The following is a 15,199-nucleotide window of genomic DNA, read 5'->3' as shown; positions in this document are numbered from 1 at the left end:
TTTTTATCCTTTAAAAAAACGGATTGCACAAAAAATAAAACGGATCGCACAAAACAAAGAACGGATTGCACAAATCACCTGTAGGGGGTTATGACTAATATTGCAATGACATTTATTTAGATTAATTATAAATAAAATAACTTACAGAAAATGAGAATGATAATCATGGTAAACAGGTGGTTTATGTTCCTGCTGCTTATTCCCTGGATGCTGCAATCCTGTTCCGGCAGTGATGATACTGTAGACGGAGGAGATCTCGACGACGGGTTCAGTACCGTGGTCCGGGACCTTCCGGGAGATACCAACGGCTCCATGGGCGGGGATGTGGACGGCAAGACCAAACAGGGTTTCGACACCTTCCTGTTCCGGCTCAGCGACCAGAAACAGGTCTGGCTGCGCAATGAAGCCGATTCTGCCCGCTGGATGAAAACCGCCGACTGGGACCTGGCCTTTACCGGGCCCTATAACAGTGAGGTGTTTGTCAATAATGCAAATTATTTTTATAACCCTGGTTATGAAGGAGAAGCTGTGAATACGTCGGTTGTGATGATAGACCAACCATATGAAACGGTAAATGAAGCACCTTCAGATGAAGAATTCGATACTTCAGAAATCACCAAGATAGGATGGGCCACCAGCGCTTATGATGATGGCTGGTTTTTTTACAGTATGGATACCCATATAGCCATACCTGTCAGGGACAGGACCTGGGCCATCCGGCTTCCCGATGGTAAATATGCCAAACTGGAACTGATCAGTGTCTACCAGGGCAACCCACCGGAGGTGACTAATATGAACTGGCCCGCGCCCTATTTTACCTTTAGGTATTATGTACAGGAAGATGGTTCTGAAAATTTAAAAACTCAATAATATTTGAACAAGCTATATGAAAAGACTTAAAAATAAATATCGGTACTGTTTTCAAGGAGTTCTAATCTTGTTGTTATTGAGTTTGACCTTGTCCTGTAGCAGTGATGACGGCAGAGATCCGGATACAGAACCTGATTTTGTAACGGACGAATCTATTTTTAACCGGCTTATTACTGTATCCAATCTCGGAGGAGAACTCCCGGAAGGACACGAACCCATGGACGAACAGGACCCACTCTATTATAGTCTTGAAAATGAGGCCACCGTAAATACCCATTACAAACAGACCGACCGATGGGATATCAGTTTCAGTGGGATATACAGGAGTTTTGCCGGTGGTAATAACGGGTCGGATGTTGCTAACCTGGGATATAAGGGGCCCGGAGTAGGAGGGATACTCATTCTTGAAAAAGCCTTTGATGATGTTATAGACATTCCCGATGACTCAGAGTTCCGTACTCCAACAGGAATCATTGGGACAGACGATGCAGGAGCCTTTGGCAATGGGATAGGGTATTATTGTTATGACTTTGGAGGTGATATTTTTAATGATGGCTCTTACGAATACCAACATATAGCTTATTGCCTGGCAGATACGACCACCGTATATGAGGGGACGGAAAAGGAAAGAACACTTTTACCACGTACGATGATCGTAAAAACGGCAAAAGGTAATTACGCCAAAATAAAGATGATCAGTTTGTATAAGGACTTGACTGACCCGGACGAATGGAAGCGAAATTCTCCTCATGTGTATTATACCTTCCAATATGTACTGGCCAAAGCCGGGAGTAGCAAATTTGAAATAACGCAATAGGACCTTCATCAAAATAATCACAAAATGAACTATAGATTTTTACCTTTTACCGTCATTATACTGATCATAATCTCTGTTTTACTGCTTTTTTCCTGTGAAGATACTGTTGAACCCGAACCGTTACCTAAAGATATCATTGAGGAATACAAAGTGAGTAATATCCCGGACAATATAGTATACGGAACGATAGACAATATTGAAAATACCATTACCGTGTACTTGCCCTATTATTATTCTCTGGATGTGATAGATCCCGAGATCACACTGGCAGAGGGAGCCACCCTTGAAGAAGAGATACTTCCTGTATCTGTTAACGATACTACACAGATCTATACTGTTAATGGAGACGATGGTAATATAAGAACATATAGGCTGGATATTGTTCAGCAAAACCCTTCCAGTCTTACGGTCGATTACAATTCGCTTTCTGATACCGCTACCGAATTTGCAAGTTATCCTAATGCCACAACAACACTTAAAGGAAACTTATTTAGTGTTAGTACTGCAACATTGGAAGTGACTTTAATCGACAGCATAAATGAGAAAGAAATTCCTGCAGATCTTAGTTCCACTATGATTACCGCTGGAGCAGAAGAATATACCTTCCCTATAATTATTCCAGCAGAGGCTGATAGTGGTTATTATGATATTAGAGTGAAATTTTTAGGTAATACATGTATACTTCCAAAACCCATACATCTGAAGTATAGGTCTCCACAAGCTGTAACAGGTTCAAGTACAGTTATACAGGGAGGTAATTACACCATAAATGCAAAAAGCGGATATGTGTTTTTAGAAGCGACCTCAGTAACCGTTAACTTGGCCAGCGGTGATAATATAAACCTGCCGATTGTGAGTGAAAGCAGAAAACAGATTATAGTTAAAATACCAGATGATTTTCCTTTGGGCGCCACCGGAACTCGGCCGTGGACTTTTGAATATTCGGGATGGACAGATGCGATAATACAGAATTTCGGGCTGACAGTGCAGGCTAAGGAATAATATGATATTAATTGATGGAACTAATGACAGTGCTGAAACGTCTTTTAATAATTAATCCAAACAAAATTATATATGAAAAAACAAAAGTGAATAATGGTTGCTCCGCCTCGAAGAAATCGATCATGGAATTTTGTATTTATGCGTTTTTTACAGATTTACTTGATTGGTTATTGGAGATAGGGGATATCCTATCACATCCCTTAATAATTGAATTAGAAAACGCAAAAACCAAATTAAATAAATCTTAAAATTTAAAAAAAATGAGTTCAGTAAGAATAATTAATCCAAACGGAACAATTACAATTTCAGGTAACTGGGGGAACCCTGCATTAAGTTCTGGTGCAGACTTCGGACAAATATTTGCAAGTGTTACTACTGGTCAGCAAGGGGTTTTACCCCAATCCACACGTCAATTAATTTTTGGCAGTTACAACAATTCTTATATAAGTGCAGCCAGTGGCTTTACATTAAGTTATACCACAGATACAGCATTTGCTGATGCTGATTCGGGAACCTATGCTACAGCAACGGTTGCTACAACACCGCAGGGTGCTGGTACTTGGTATACGTATTCAACAGGTGGTTTTGTTGATCTCACTGACGATTTTGTATTTTATGTTACAGCCGGAGGTTCAGAGCCAGTTTATGCATTTGCATTTATAGGTTTTACTACGGCTGGTGACAATACCTCGAATCAAGGAACCTATACATTTGAGGTAAAAACTCTTTAACTATAACATAGTTACGTGTGTTTAGCTTAAAACTCACTTAGCTACTATCTCTATCAACAGCAGACAACTCTTGCTAATTTATGCAGGAGTTGTCTCTCTAAAAGTTTAAAGATTGTGAACATAATAAGCCAGAGATTAAGGATAACCTTATCGGTTGTTTTAATTTTATTTATGAATATATTCCTGTCCTGTGAAAAGGAATATTTGGAATACCCATATAACGATATAAAACAGTTTAGTATAACTGATGCAAACGGCAATGAATTAAAAGCCGTAATAAAGGACGATAGTATTATCGTTTACTGGCCCCCACTTCAAGATATTCCGGAAATTGTAACTCCAAAGATAACTGTCTCAGATCTGGCGTCATTGAGTCCTGCATCAGAGCAACAAGTTTCTTTTACTTCAGAAACAGTATATACAGTAATTGCTCAGGACGAGAGTGTAAAAACTTACACATTGATACCGATAATTAATCAGCCTGAGCCTTGGGTAGAGATAAATCAAAGAGATGCAGCTATTTATAGACTTAATTCCCAAAGCCTACGGATAGGAGGAGAATACATCATACCGAATTCGGAAGAGACTAATGTCTTTTTGATAGATTCCGTAAGCAAAAAAGAATTTAAGATTGATTTGGAGAATGCAACAATATTTACATACAATGCAATAATAGTTAGTATACCTGCATATCAAGAAATAGATCCAGGACGGTATTATGTAAAAGTAACAACAGGAACTTATACAAAAACTACCGAACCTTATTCACTTCTTCCCCCAATAGGAGGAACTGATTTGATACAAAGCTTACAATTAGATCAACAAGGGCAGCAAATAAAACAAGGTGACGAATTAAGTTTTACCTATTCACTGACCGGTCCGGCGGCTAAATATTATATAGGAAATTTTACATATGCTGTCATTACAGATATGTTTGGAGTTACAATAGCAACTGCTAATATTTCGGAACAGACGGAAACATCTTTGAAGTTGCAACTACCAGATGATATCCCGACAGGTTTACTTGGAACCATATATTTATATAATTCTGCGAATATAAATGGTTCTACACCTGTTATATTATCTCAGTGGTATGCGGACTATATTACTGGTATTATTGCTAAATGATACTATAAGTGATTTATGGAGTAATGGAGAGTATTTCTATTCCAATTGAAATGGAAAATTGTTTGTACTTTAAAAGGGGAAAGGCGCATTGATTTTTAAGAGGATATTTATTTTGATTTTACTATTTGTAAAATTTATTAATGTAAGTAACGCCCAATCCCCCATAAGAGGCACACTTACCGGGCAGGTACTGGACGACCGGGGTGCTCCCGTAACAGGAGTAAGCGTATACCTGGAGCCCGATATGCATATCGCCCGGACCGATGATGCCGGGAACTTCGGGTTTCGCGATATCATCGCCGGGAACTATACCCTGCATATATCGGGTCTGGGCTATATAAAACAGGCCCTGAAAGTGCATGTGGAGCCCGGCCGTACGGAAACGGTGGCTGTAACGCTGGTGATGGACAAGGATAACGACCTGGACGAAGTAGTGGTGGAAGGCCGGGTAGAGGCCGCAGACAACCTGCTCGATATCCGGGGTGGCAGTGCCATGCCCGTAACGGTTATCGGGAAGGAGGCCATTGCACAGATGGGCAGCCGCAGGCTGGACGAGGTACTGAAGGAACAGACAGGGATTGCCATAGTCAACGATATAGGCGGCGGGGCCCGGGCAACAGGGGTGCAGATGCAGGGGTTCAGCAGCGATTATGTGATGATCCTGATCGACGGGCAGCCCATGGTAGGGCGTAACCGGGGGAATTTTGACCTTTCCCGTATCAGCGTGAGCAATATAGAACGTATCGAGATCATCAAGGGAGCTTCTTCCTGCCTTTTCGGAAGTGAGGCTCTCGGAGGGGCCATCAATATCGTTACCCGCCACGGTGCCATTCAGCCGCAGGCGATGGCATCGGTGCGCTACGGTTCATTGAACATTGCAGATATAACCCTGGAAGGAGAGACTCCGTTTGACCACCAGCGCGGTTCGGCCAATATCTCGGCCAATTATTACCGTACCGATGGTTTTAATACCGATCCTTATATGTCCGGCGGGACTACCGCCCCTCCTTATGACGATTATACGTTACAGGGTAGGGTGAGGTACCGCCTTTCCCCCACGGGAACCCTCGGGGGGTCGTTCCGCTATGCCCTTCGCAGATCGTTTATGGAACAGGTTTTCGGGACGGGGGCACAACAGAATACGGCGGGGGACAACCAGGATATTACCGATATCAATGCCTCCCTGACTTACGATAAGACCTTTAAGAACGGGGTGCGCAGCATGAGCCGCTACTACCTTACCCGCTATGTGTCGGATATGAGTGTATTGTGGCAGGAGACCGATGCTAAAGCCGGTGCCGAGAAGTTTGCACAGACCCTGCACCGGGCAGAACAGCAGTTTGCCTATACCCCCCATAACGAATTGAAATTTACGGCCGGGCTGGGGGGTAGTGTGGAACAGATGGACAACCGTGATTTTAATGTACCCGGCGGATTGTGGAGCGGCTTTGCCTACCTGCAGGCCGACTGGCATATCGATGACCGTCTCGAAGTGGTGGGCGGACTGCGTTACGACCATCACAACAGTTTCACTGGGCGGCTCAACCCCAGTCTCGGGTTGCACTACAGGGTGTTGCCGGAGCTGACTTTTAACCTCGCTATGGGTAGTGGTTTCAAGACACCCGATTACCGCCAGCGCTACCAGGTGTTTATGAACCCGGTGGCCAATTACCTGGTGATCGGTACCGAACTGCTCCGGGAAACCCTCGAAGAGATGAAGGATGCCGGCCAGATCAGCGAGGTGAGGGAATACCTGGTGAACCAGCTCGACCAGAACCTGAAGGCTGAAAAATCCCTGTCGTTCAACGGGGGTTTTACCTATGCTCCGAAGAAAAATGTAAAGATAGATGTAAACGCCTTCTACCACGACATTTCAAACCAGATCAACAGTATCCGTGTGGCTTCCGGAACCAGTGTCCGGGATATCTATACCTATCAGAACCTGCCCAGGTCGTTTAATGCGGGACTGGAAGCCTCGGCGTCGGTCACGCTGCCGTCCGGGCTGGATATCAGGGCTGGATATCAGTACCTGGTGGCCAAAGACCGGGGGGTAATGGACAGTATACGCAATGGTACGGGGGCCTATGCCTATGTGCGCGACAATGCTTCGGGCTTGTTCCGCGAGTCGAGACTGTCTGATTATTTCGGCCTGGAAAACCGGTCGAAACACATGGCCAATACCAGGGTGGCCTATCGCTATGCACCGTGGAATGTTACGACCAATATACGTGTGAATTACAGGGGGAAATACGCCTTTGGCGACCGGAACAACAATCGTTTTATCGATCGTTACGATACCTTTGTAAAAGGACATTTCCTGGTCAATGCCGGGATAGAGAAGAAATTGTTTAACGACAGGATGGGTATACAGCTCACGGCAGATAATATCCTGGATTACACCGACAGGCTGATGCCCGGGCAACCGGGGCTGGTGTTGCTGGCAGGGGTTACCTACCGGTTTTATAAGGAGTGAGGTTTAATGAAAAGAATTACTTATTTTTAACCATAAAAAGAAAACGGAAAAGATGGAAATGTTAAGTGCAGTGATCAAGGAAGCGACCAGAACAAACCACCAGGAGACGGAGAAAAAAGTGGTGCTCCGTATTAAGAGTATCGAAAGTGATGCGGGCTATGCAGCATTGCTGAAGTGTTTCTACGCGTATTTCAGTGCGGTGGAAAAGGCCATAGCGCCTTATATATACGGCGTACTGCCCGATTATGAAGAACGTCGTGACTCCTCGTATATCAGGGCCGATATAGAAGCCCTGGGCGGTAGTGTCGAAAACCTGCCCCCGGCTACGGCTCCTGAGATAGGAGATGCCGTCCAGGCCATGGGGGCCCTGTATGTGCTGGAAGGCTCCATCATGGGAGGGCCTTATATTGTACAGATGTTGCAGAAAAAGGGGATTGACAGGGGTTTTTCCTTTTTTAAGGGATATGGAGACGAGTCTGCCCGGAAGTGGAGTGCGTTTACCGAAGTGCTGAACCGCCTGCCCCGCAATGAGGAAGACCGGGAAAAAGCAGTACGTGTGGCCTCGGAAACCTTTAAACGCTTCGGCGACGTTTTCGATCGTGCTGAAGTCGCCAGGCTTTAAACGGGCAACGATCTGCCGGCTCGGCAGCATTTTGACTTCCCGAAGTTTTTAATCCTGTTCAACGGCTCCGGTTTTCCTGTGCCGGAATAAGAGGGTTTCATCTGTTTGAATGCCCCGGGGGCAGTTGATTTATCGGTTTCAAATACGTATCTTTCGCACCGGAATCAAACCGCCGCTGATGAATACAACAGAACGCATAAAATTAGGAATTTCCATAGGGGATGTCAACGGGATCGGGGGAGAGGTTATCCTCAGGACTTTCGAGGACCCCAGGATGCTGGAATTCTGTACTCCGGTGATATTTGCAGGCAATAAGGTCATGGCTTTTCAGAAAAAGCATTTTGATATTGATATTAATTACAACGGGGTTCAGGAGGTTTCCCAGGTGGTGGAAGGAAAGATCAATATTGTCAATATTTCCAAAAACACGCCTAAAATAGAATTCGGACAGGAAACGGAAGAGGCCGGAAAGTATGCCGTATTATCGCTTAAATGTGCTGTAGAGGCACTCAAGGCCGGTGAGGTGGATGTGCTGGTTACGGCTCCAGTCAACAAGAGTAATATCCAGTCGGAAGAATTCCGTTTCCCCGGGCACACCGATTACCTGGCCAGGGAACTGGGAGGGGAAGCGCTGATGTTTATGGTGACCGACGACCTGAAAGTCGGGCTGCTTACCGACCATATCGCTATCAATGAGGTGAGCCGGAATATCACCCCGGAACTGGTGAGGGAAAAAGTGGAGAAAGTACACGACTCCCTGGTTCGCGATTTCAGGGTCCGCAAACCCAGGATAGCGTTGCTCGGCATCAACCCGCACAGCGGGGACAACGGTGTGATAGGGCAGGAAGATGACCAGGTGCTGAAACCGGTGATCGCCGAACTCTTCGAAAAGGGCATCATGGTTTTCGGGCCTTATTCGGCCGACAGCTTCTTCGGATCGGGAAATTACAGGAAATTTGACGCCGTCCTTGCCGCATACCACGACCAGGGGCTCATTCCGTTCAAGACACTGTCCTTCGGCCGCGGAGTAAATTATACGGCAGGCCTTGAGAAAGTCCGTACCTCCCCCGACCACGGTACCGCTTACGGGATCGCCGGAAAAGGGGAAGCCGATTTCCGGTCGTTTGAGGAAGCGGTTTTTACCGCCATTCAGATTTACAGGAACCGCCGGGAATACGACGAGATCAGTGCCAACCCCCTTAAAAGGAACCTCGCCCGGGATATAGGGCACGACAAAAGGAGACGGGGGTGAATTTGATAATTTGATAATTTGCCAATGTGATGATGTGCCAATGTGATGATGTGCCAATGTGATGATGTGCCAATGGGGGGCTGGGGGACGGAAGCATAAAGTGGAAAATCCCCTCTGCGTATCTTTGTGAAATAACCAGTAACCGGCAACCTCCACTCCCTCCTCCAGGGAAATCAAAAAAAAAACAATACTAAGTTGGTCATTAATAAAAATTTATATCTTTGCACACCCGTTCCGATACCGTAAGGGTCGGTATGTGATGCGAAGGAAATGTAGTGTAAGATGAAGAAGTTCAGGGATTTTGATATTCCCTTTGCAGGGCTTAAGCAGGGGGAGCACAGGTTCGGCTACCATATAGATAACCGTTTTTTCGAAAGCTTTGGGTATACCGATTTTAACGGCGCCTCGCTGGATGTCACGGTGGTGCTTCGCAAGAAGAGTAACCTGCTGGAGCTGGAGTTTGAAGTGAGTGGCACTGTTAATGTGTACTGTGACCTGTCCGGTGAGCCTTTCGACCAGGAGATCGGGGGAAACCTGGAGCTGGTGGTGAAATTCGGGGAGGATTACAACGATGAGAACGAAGAGATACTCATCCTGCCTCACGGAGAGCACCAGGTGAATGTGGCACAGTATATATATGAAATGGCGGTACTGGCCGTACCGGCCAAAAAGGTGCACCCGGGTATAGAAGACGGTAGCCTGGATTCGGAGATTGTAAGGAAGCTTTCGGAATTGCAGCCCGGAAGTTCCGGTAAAGACGATAAAAAAGAAACAGACCCGAGATGGGATTCACTGAAAAAACTGTTGACCGATAAATAAGAGAAGCAAAAATTTTAAAATAGACGAAAATGGCACATCCTAAAAGAAGACAGTCCAGTACGAGAAGAGATAAAAGAAGAACGCATTACAAGGCGACTGCTCCTCAAATTGCCGTAGACTCCACCACGGGAGAGGCTCACCTTTACCACAGGGCACACTGGCATGAAGGAAAACTGTACTACAGGGGTAAGGTGTTAATTGATAATACCACAGAAGAAGTGGCTTAATAAGCCCGATATTAAAATGTAAAACTCTCACGGTGTGAGGGTTTTTTTTATGAAGAAATATTTTTCTAAATAGTAAAAACCAACTATTTTGCACCGAAATTCAAAGAAAATTAATAATTTCACATATAATAGTTCGCTGTAAACCGGTGATATATTCCGGGCAAAGGTGCTTTGTGTACAGGAGAATGAGTTGTGATTATTATTTGACGGTGTGAGGAGGAGGCCTCGTGTTTGGTAGCGGATTCCGGTATCCGGAACAGAAGGTCCCGCCCCGCGATGGTAGAGGGATGTTAATTTTTCTTCGGTTTCGTGTTTTTGAATAAAACGGAATTTGATTATGGGTAAAAAAACAGCAGCAATTACCGCTGTAGGAGCATATGTCCCGGATTTTGTACTGACCAATAAGATCCTGGAAGGTATGGTGGAAACCAATGACGAGTGGATTACCACAAGAACAGGGATCAAGGAGCGACGTATTCTCAAGGACGATACCAGGGGCACATCTTATCTTGCCATAGAAGCTGCAAAAGACCTTATAAAAAAATCACAGATCAATCCGGAAGAAATAGACCTTATTATTATGGCTACCGCTACGCCCGATCTTCTCGTGGCCTCTACCGGGGCCTATGTGGCTACCGAAATTGGAGCGGTGAATGCCTTCTCCTATGATCTGCAGGCGGCCTGTTCCAGTTTTTTGTACGGGATGTCTACAGCGGCCAGTTATATAGAGTCGGGAAGATATAAGAAAGTGTTGCTGGTAGGTGCAGACAAGATGTCTTCGATCATCGATTACACCGATCGCACTACCTGTATCATCTTCGGAGACGGCGGGGGTGCGGTTTTGTTCGAGCCTAATGAAGAGGGATTGGGGCTCCAGGATGAATACCTGAGGTCTGATGGCGCCGGAAGGGCTTTCCTGAACATGGAAGCCGGGGGGTCGTTGATGCCGGCTACGGAAGAGACCGTCAGGAACAAGCAGCACTACGTCCACCAGGACGGCAGGACGGTATTCAAGTTTGCAGTGTCCAATATGGCTGATGTGGCCGACAAGATAATGAAGAGGAATAACCTGGAGCATGACGATGTGCAATGGTTGGTACCGCACCAGGCCAATAAGAGGATTATAGATGCCACGGCCGCACGTGTAGGGCTGCAGGAGGAAAAGGTGATGGTAAACATTCAGAAGTACGGGAATACCACATCGGCGACCCTGCCGCTGCTGTTAAACGACTATGAAAAGCAACTGAAAAAAGGAGATAACCTTATATTTGCTGCCTTTGGAGGTGGTTTTACCTGGGGTTCCGTGTATCTGAAATGGGCCTATGACCCCCGGTAATATGACATTCGTCCCGTTTGTCGGGAAATGCAAAAAGACCTAAAAACAAACAAAACGACTAACATGGATTTAAAAGAAATTCAAAATCTGATCAAATTCGTCGCCAAGTCCGGTGCCAGTGAGGTAAAGCTGGAAATGGACGATGTAAAGATCACGATCAAGACGGGTACCGAAGGAAGTGCTGCAGAAACCACGTACATTCAGCATGTACCCGTGGCTCCCGCCGTGGCGCCGCAGCAGGTACAGCAACCGGCTCAGGAAGTTCCTGCCCCGCCGGCCCCTGCCCCTGAGAACCCCTCGTCCGACAACGATAAATACATTACCATAAAATCTCCCATTATCGGAACCTTTTACCGGAAACCTTCACCGGATAAAGCTGCTTTTGTAGAGGTAGGAAGCACTATAAAACAGGGTGACGTACTTTGTGTTATAGAAGCGATGAAGCTGTTTAACGAGATCGAATCGGAGGTGTCCGGTAAGATCGTTAAGGTACTGGTAGACGATTCGTCGCCGGTAGAATTCGACCAACCCCTTTTCCTGGTTGATCCATCATAAGAAATTTTAAATTTCAGCAGATGTTTAAAAAAATACTGATAGCAAACCGGGGAGAGATTGCGCTTCGCGTTATTCGTACGTGCAGGGAAATGGGTATCAAGACCGTAGCAGTCTATTCTACGGCCGATGCCGAAAGCCTGCATGTCCGTTTTGCCGATGAAGCGGTCTGTATAGGACCTCCCCCGAGCAATATGTCGTACCTCAAGATGTCCAATATCATCGCGGCAGCGGAGATCACGAATGCCGATGCCATACATCCGGGGTACGGATTTCTTTCCGAAAATGCCAAGTTTTCCAAAATATGTGCCGAGCACGAGATCAAGTTTATCGGGGCTTCTTCCGAAATGATCGAGAAAATGGGAGACAAGGCTACGGCAAAAGCGACCATGAAGGAAGCCGGTGTTCCTACGGTTCCCGGATCAGACGGGCTTCTGGAATCTTATGAACACGCGGCAAAACTGGCCAAAGAAATGGGATATCCCGTGATGCTGAAGGCCACTGCAGGAGGCGGAGGAAAGGGCATGCGTGCCGTATGGAAGAAAGAAGACCTTAAAAAGGCCCTGGAAAGTGCCCAGCAGGAGGCTGCTGCAGCCTTCGGGAACGACGGGATGTATATGGAAAAGCTCATAGAAGAGCCCAGGCATATCGAAATACAGATCGTAGGCGATGCCTATGGAAAGGCCTGTCACCTTTCGGAAAGGGACTGTTCCGTACAACGGAGGCACCAGAAGCTTACCGAAGAGACCCCCTCTCCCTTTATGACCGATGAACTCCGGGAAAAAATGGGAAAAGCGGCGGTAAAGGCTGCGGAATACATAAAATATGAAGGTGCCGGTACCGTTGAGTTTCTTGTCGACAAACACCGGAATTTCTATTTTATGGAAATGAACACCCGTATCCAGGTAGAGCACCCGATCACCGAACAGGTGATCGATTACGACCTGATCCGCGAGCAGATACTGGTTGCTGCAGGAGTGCCGATCTCCGGGCGTAATTACACGCCCAAACTGCATTCCATAGAGTGCCGTATCAATGCCGAAGACCCGTATAACGACTTCAGGCCGTCTCCCGGACGGATCACTACCCTGCATGCGCCGGGAGGCCACGGAGTGCGCCTCGATACGCATGTGTACAGCGGTTATGTGATACCGCCCAATTACGATTCCATGATCGCCAAGCTCATCACCACGGCACAGACCCGTGACGAGGCGATCAACAAGATGAAGCGGGCACTCGACGAATTCGTTATCGAAGGGATTAAAACGACCATCCCTTTTCACAGGCAGCTGATGGACCACCCCGATTATATTGCGGGGAATTACACCACCAAGTTTATGGAAGACTTCGAAATGAAGCCTGAAGAGGAAGAATAGGATAAAAATACTGTAACATACTGAAAACCCGTGCCGGACGGCACGGGTTTTTTTATGGGAAAAGGTTTGTTGGTCTCAAAAAAGTTTAAAACTATGCACTTCAGTGCATCTTCCTTCCAGGTTCTAAAAGTCTGCCGAAAACCTATGGACTTCAAGTCCATAGAGAGGTTTAGTTCAAATATTCCCGGAGTAAACACTCCCGGACTCCTTGTCAAAACGGAAAGAAATACGGAATAATCAGCGAAGCTACGATCCAGGTAATAATGTTGAGCGGGGTGCCGATCTTCAGAAAATCATTGAACCGGTAATTTCCGGGGGCGTATACCATGGTATTTGTAGGGTAGCTTACCGGGGTCATAAAGGTAAGGGAACAGGCAAACATGACCGCGACCAGAAATGGCCGTTCGTTTACGTTCATGGCAGCGGCGAGATTGATAACTATCGGGGTCATAAGGGCTGCAGCTGCCTTGCTTGAAAGAATGTTGGTAGAGAGAAAGGTGGCCAGGTACAGCAGGCTCAGCGTTATCCTCGGATCATAGCTTCCGAGGCTTTGTTCTATAAAAGCGGCCATCTGCTCTGCCCCGCCTGTTTTTTCCAGTGCCGTTCCCATCGAAAGCACCCCGGCCACCATAAAAATGACTTTCCATTCTATTGCCTTATAGGCTTCCGTGGGTTTCAGGGTTGCCGTGATGATCATTAAGAGAGAGCCTATCATACTGCTGATCAGTATGGAGGTGAGGTTGAGGGTGGCTGCGAGAATTACTCCTGATGCGATGACCAGGGAAGGAATGGCTTTCCTGAGGTTCACGCGGGTCGATTTGTGTTCCGAGAGTATAACGATCATTCCCTGTGACGACAGGGCCTGTACTTCTTCATACGACCCGAGGACAAGAAGCATATCACCTTCCAGGAGCCGGGTATCGGCAAGCTTTTCCATCTGTAATGCTCCACGGTGCCGTATGGCCAGTACGGAAGAGCGGTATTTGCGACGGAAATTGACAGCACGCAGGGAATTTCCGGAAAGGGAAGAACCGAAGGGAATAATGACCTCGTAAAGATGTCTTTCGTCGTCATCGCTTTTCAGGGGCGATCCCTTCAGGTCACCTTTTATGGTATATCTGCCGGCCTCGTGGATAAGATTAAGGGTGTCCGGCCGGATAATGACTCTGATAACATCACCCTGCTGTATAGTGGTTTCCGGGCTTATGTGATAAATATTGATATCGTTGCGGCGTATACTCAGTATCTGCAGCTCGTATTCCCGGACCAGTCCGGATCGCGAAATACTGGTGCCGGTATCCGGGCATCCTTCCGGGATGACAATTTCACTGACATAGTTTTCCGCTTCTTCTTTCAGGGCTTTGGCGGTGTTTTTCCGTTTCGGAAGTATCAGGGGAGATGCGAAAAAAATATAGATAAATCCTATAGCGAGCAGGCAGAGTGCGGCCAGGCTGAATTCGAACATCCCGAACCCTTCGACTCCCAGCTTTTCGGCATAACTGCTCACCAGTATATTGGTCGAAGTTCCTATCAGCGTACAAGTGCCCCCGAACAACGCGCAAAAGGAGATGGGGATAAGTAGTCTTGAAGGGCTGATATCGCTTTCCCGGCATACCCTGAGAGCTACGGGCAGCAACAGGGCCACTACCGCAGTATCGTTGACAAAAGCGGAAAACAGCGCTGAGCTCAGGCAGAATACGATAAGGGCCGGTATATAGCCCTTGCGGGCGAGTTTTACCATTTTTTCACTGACCCCTTCGAGTAACCCGGAATGAAATACACCTGCGCTGATCACAAACATACATCCGAGGGTGATGGTTGCCGGATGGTTAAAGCCCGAAAACCCTTCTTCGGGGCTCAGTACCCCGGACACGATGAAAAGGGCCATGATAAGCACGGAAGTCGTGTCTATGGAAAAGTAGTCCCTGACAAACAGGAATATGCCTGTGCCGATGATGACAAGTGTAACGATTAATTGTACAGACATATGTTTA

Annotated in this window: 14 protein-coding genes; 13 read left to right on the top strand and 1 reads right to left on the bottom strand. The window is 46.5% G+C overall.

What is annotated here, in order from left to right; translation table 11 throughout:
- The first annotated feature begins 150 nt into the window (after positions 1–150).
- The 13 genes from DN748_RS14300 to accC all read left to right on the top strand — a co-directional run bounded on the left by DN748_RS14300 (position 151) and on the right by accC (position 13,205).
- The gene (locus DN748_RS14300) at positions 151–870 is read left to right on the top strand and encodes an HmuY family protein (protein ID WP_236636878.1); all 720 of its coding nucleotides are present in this window, start codon (positions 151–153) and stop codon (positions 868–870) included.
- A 76-nt stretch (positions 871–946) separates the two neighbouring features.
- Positions 947–1,687: an HmuY family protein gene (locus DN748_RS14295; RefSeq protein ID WP_146746621.1), complete on the top strand. Its 741-nt coding sequence runs from the start codon at positions 947–949 to the stop codon at positions 1,685–1,687.
- A 24-nt stretch (positions 1,688–1,711) separates the two neighbouring features.
- A complete protein-coding gene (locus DN748_RS14290; RefSeq protein ID WP_112372504.1) occupies positions 1,712–2,689 on the top strand; it encodes a hypothetical protein in 978 nt (325 codons plus the stop codon).
- Between the two features lie 260 nt (positions 2,690–2,949).
- Positions 2,950–3,420: a hypothetical protein gene (locus DN748_RS14280; RefSeq protein ID WP_112372502.1), complete on the top strand. Its 471-nt coding sequence runs from the start codon at positions 2,950–2,952 to the stop codon at positions 3,418–3,420.
- A 114-nt stretch (positions 3,421–3,534) separates the two neighbouring features.
- Entirely contained in the window at positions 3,535–4,548 is a 1,014-nt protein-coding gene (locus DN748_RS14275; protein ID WP_112372501.1) for a hypothetical protein, read from the top strand.
- A gap of 112 nt (positions 4,549–4,660) precedes the next feature.
- The gene (locus DN748_RS14270; protein ID WP_201741486.1) at positions 4,661–7,021 is read left to right on the top strand and encodes a TonB-dependent receptor; all 2,361 of its coding nucleotides are present in this window, start codon (positions 4,661–4,663) and stop codon (positions 7,019–7,021) included.
- Between the two features lie 52 nt (positions 7,022–7,073).
- Positions 7,074–7,643: a biliverdin-producing heme oxygenase gene (locus DN748_RS14265; RefSeq protein WP_201741485.1), complete on the top strand. Its 570-nt coding sequence runs from the start codon at positions 7,074–7,076 to the stop codon at positions 7,641–7,643.
- Between the two features lie 178 nt (positions 7,644–7,821).
- Positions 7,822–8,895, top strand: coding sequence for a 4-hydroxythreonine-4-phosphate dehydrogenase PdxA (gene pdxA, locus DN748_RS14260; protein ID WP_112372543.1), 1,074 nt, complete (start codon positions 7,822–7,824; stop codon positions 8,893–8,895).
- 282 nt (positions 8,896–9,177) lie between these two features.
- Positions 9,178–9,714 (top strand): YceD family protein, encoded by a 537-nt coding sequence (locus DN748_RS14255; RefSeq protein WP_112372500.1) that lies wholly within the window; start codon positions 9,178–9,180, stop codon positions 9,712–9,714.
- Positions 9,715–9,743: 29 nt separating this feature from the next.
- Positions 9,744–9,941 carry a 50S ribosomal protein L32 gene (rpmF, locus tag DN748_RS14250; RefSeq protein ID WP_112372499.1) on the top strand — a complete coding sequence of 66 codons (198 nt, stop codon included), beginning with the start codon at positions 9,744–9,746 and terminating at the stop codon, positions 9,939–9,941.
- Positions 9,942–10,278: 337 nt separating this feature from the next.
- Entirely contained in the window at positions 10,279–11,277 is a 999-nt protein-coding gene (locus tag DN748_RS14245) for a beta-ketoacyl-ACP synthase III (RefSeq protein ID WP_112372498.1), read from the top strand.
- 63 nt (positions 11,278–11,340) lie between these two features.
- The gene (accB, locus tag DN748_RS14240; protein ID WP_112372497.1) at positions 11,341–11,832 is read left to right on the top strand and encodes an acetyl-CoA carboxylase biotin carboxyl carrier protein; all 492 of its coding nucleotides are present in this window, start codon (positions 11,341–11,343) and stop codon (positions 11,830–11,832) included.
- A 20-nt stretch (positions 11,833–11,852) separates the two neighbouring features.
- Positions 11,853–13,205 (top strand): acetyl-CoA carboxylase biotin carboxylase subunit, encoded by a 1,353-nt coding sequence (gene accC / locus DN748_RS14235; protein WP_112372496.1) that lies wholly within the window; start codon positions 11,853–11,855, stop codon positions 13,203–13,205.
- 211 nt (positions 13,206–13,416) lie between these two features.
- Here the strand turns inward: accC and DN748_RS14230 are convergent, their stop codons facing one another.
- On the bottom strand, positions 13,417–15,192 hold the full coding sequence (locus DN748_RS14230; RefSeq protein WP_112372495.1) for an SLC13 family permease: 1,776 nt from the start codon (positions 15,190–15,192) through the stop codon (positions 13,417–13,419).
- Positions 15,193–15,199: the final 7 nt, after the last annotated feature.

Origin of the sequence: Sinomicrobium soli (assembly GCF_003285545.1) — a bacterium.
Lineage (GTDB): Bacteria > Bacteroidota > Bacteroidia > Flavobacteriales > Flavobacteriaceae > Sinomicrobium.
This window is presented reverse-complemented; position numbering and strand designations above follow the sequence as displayed.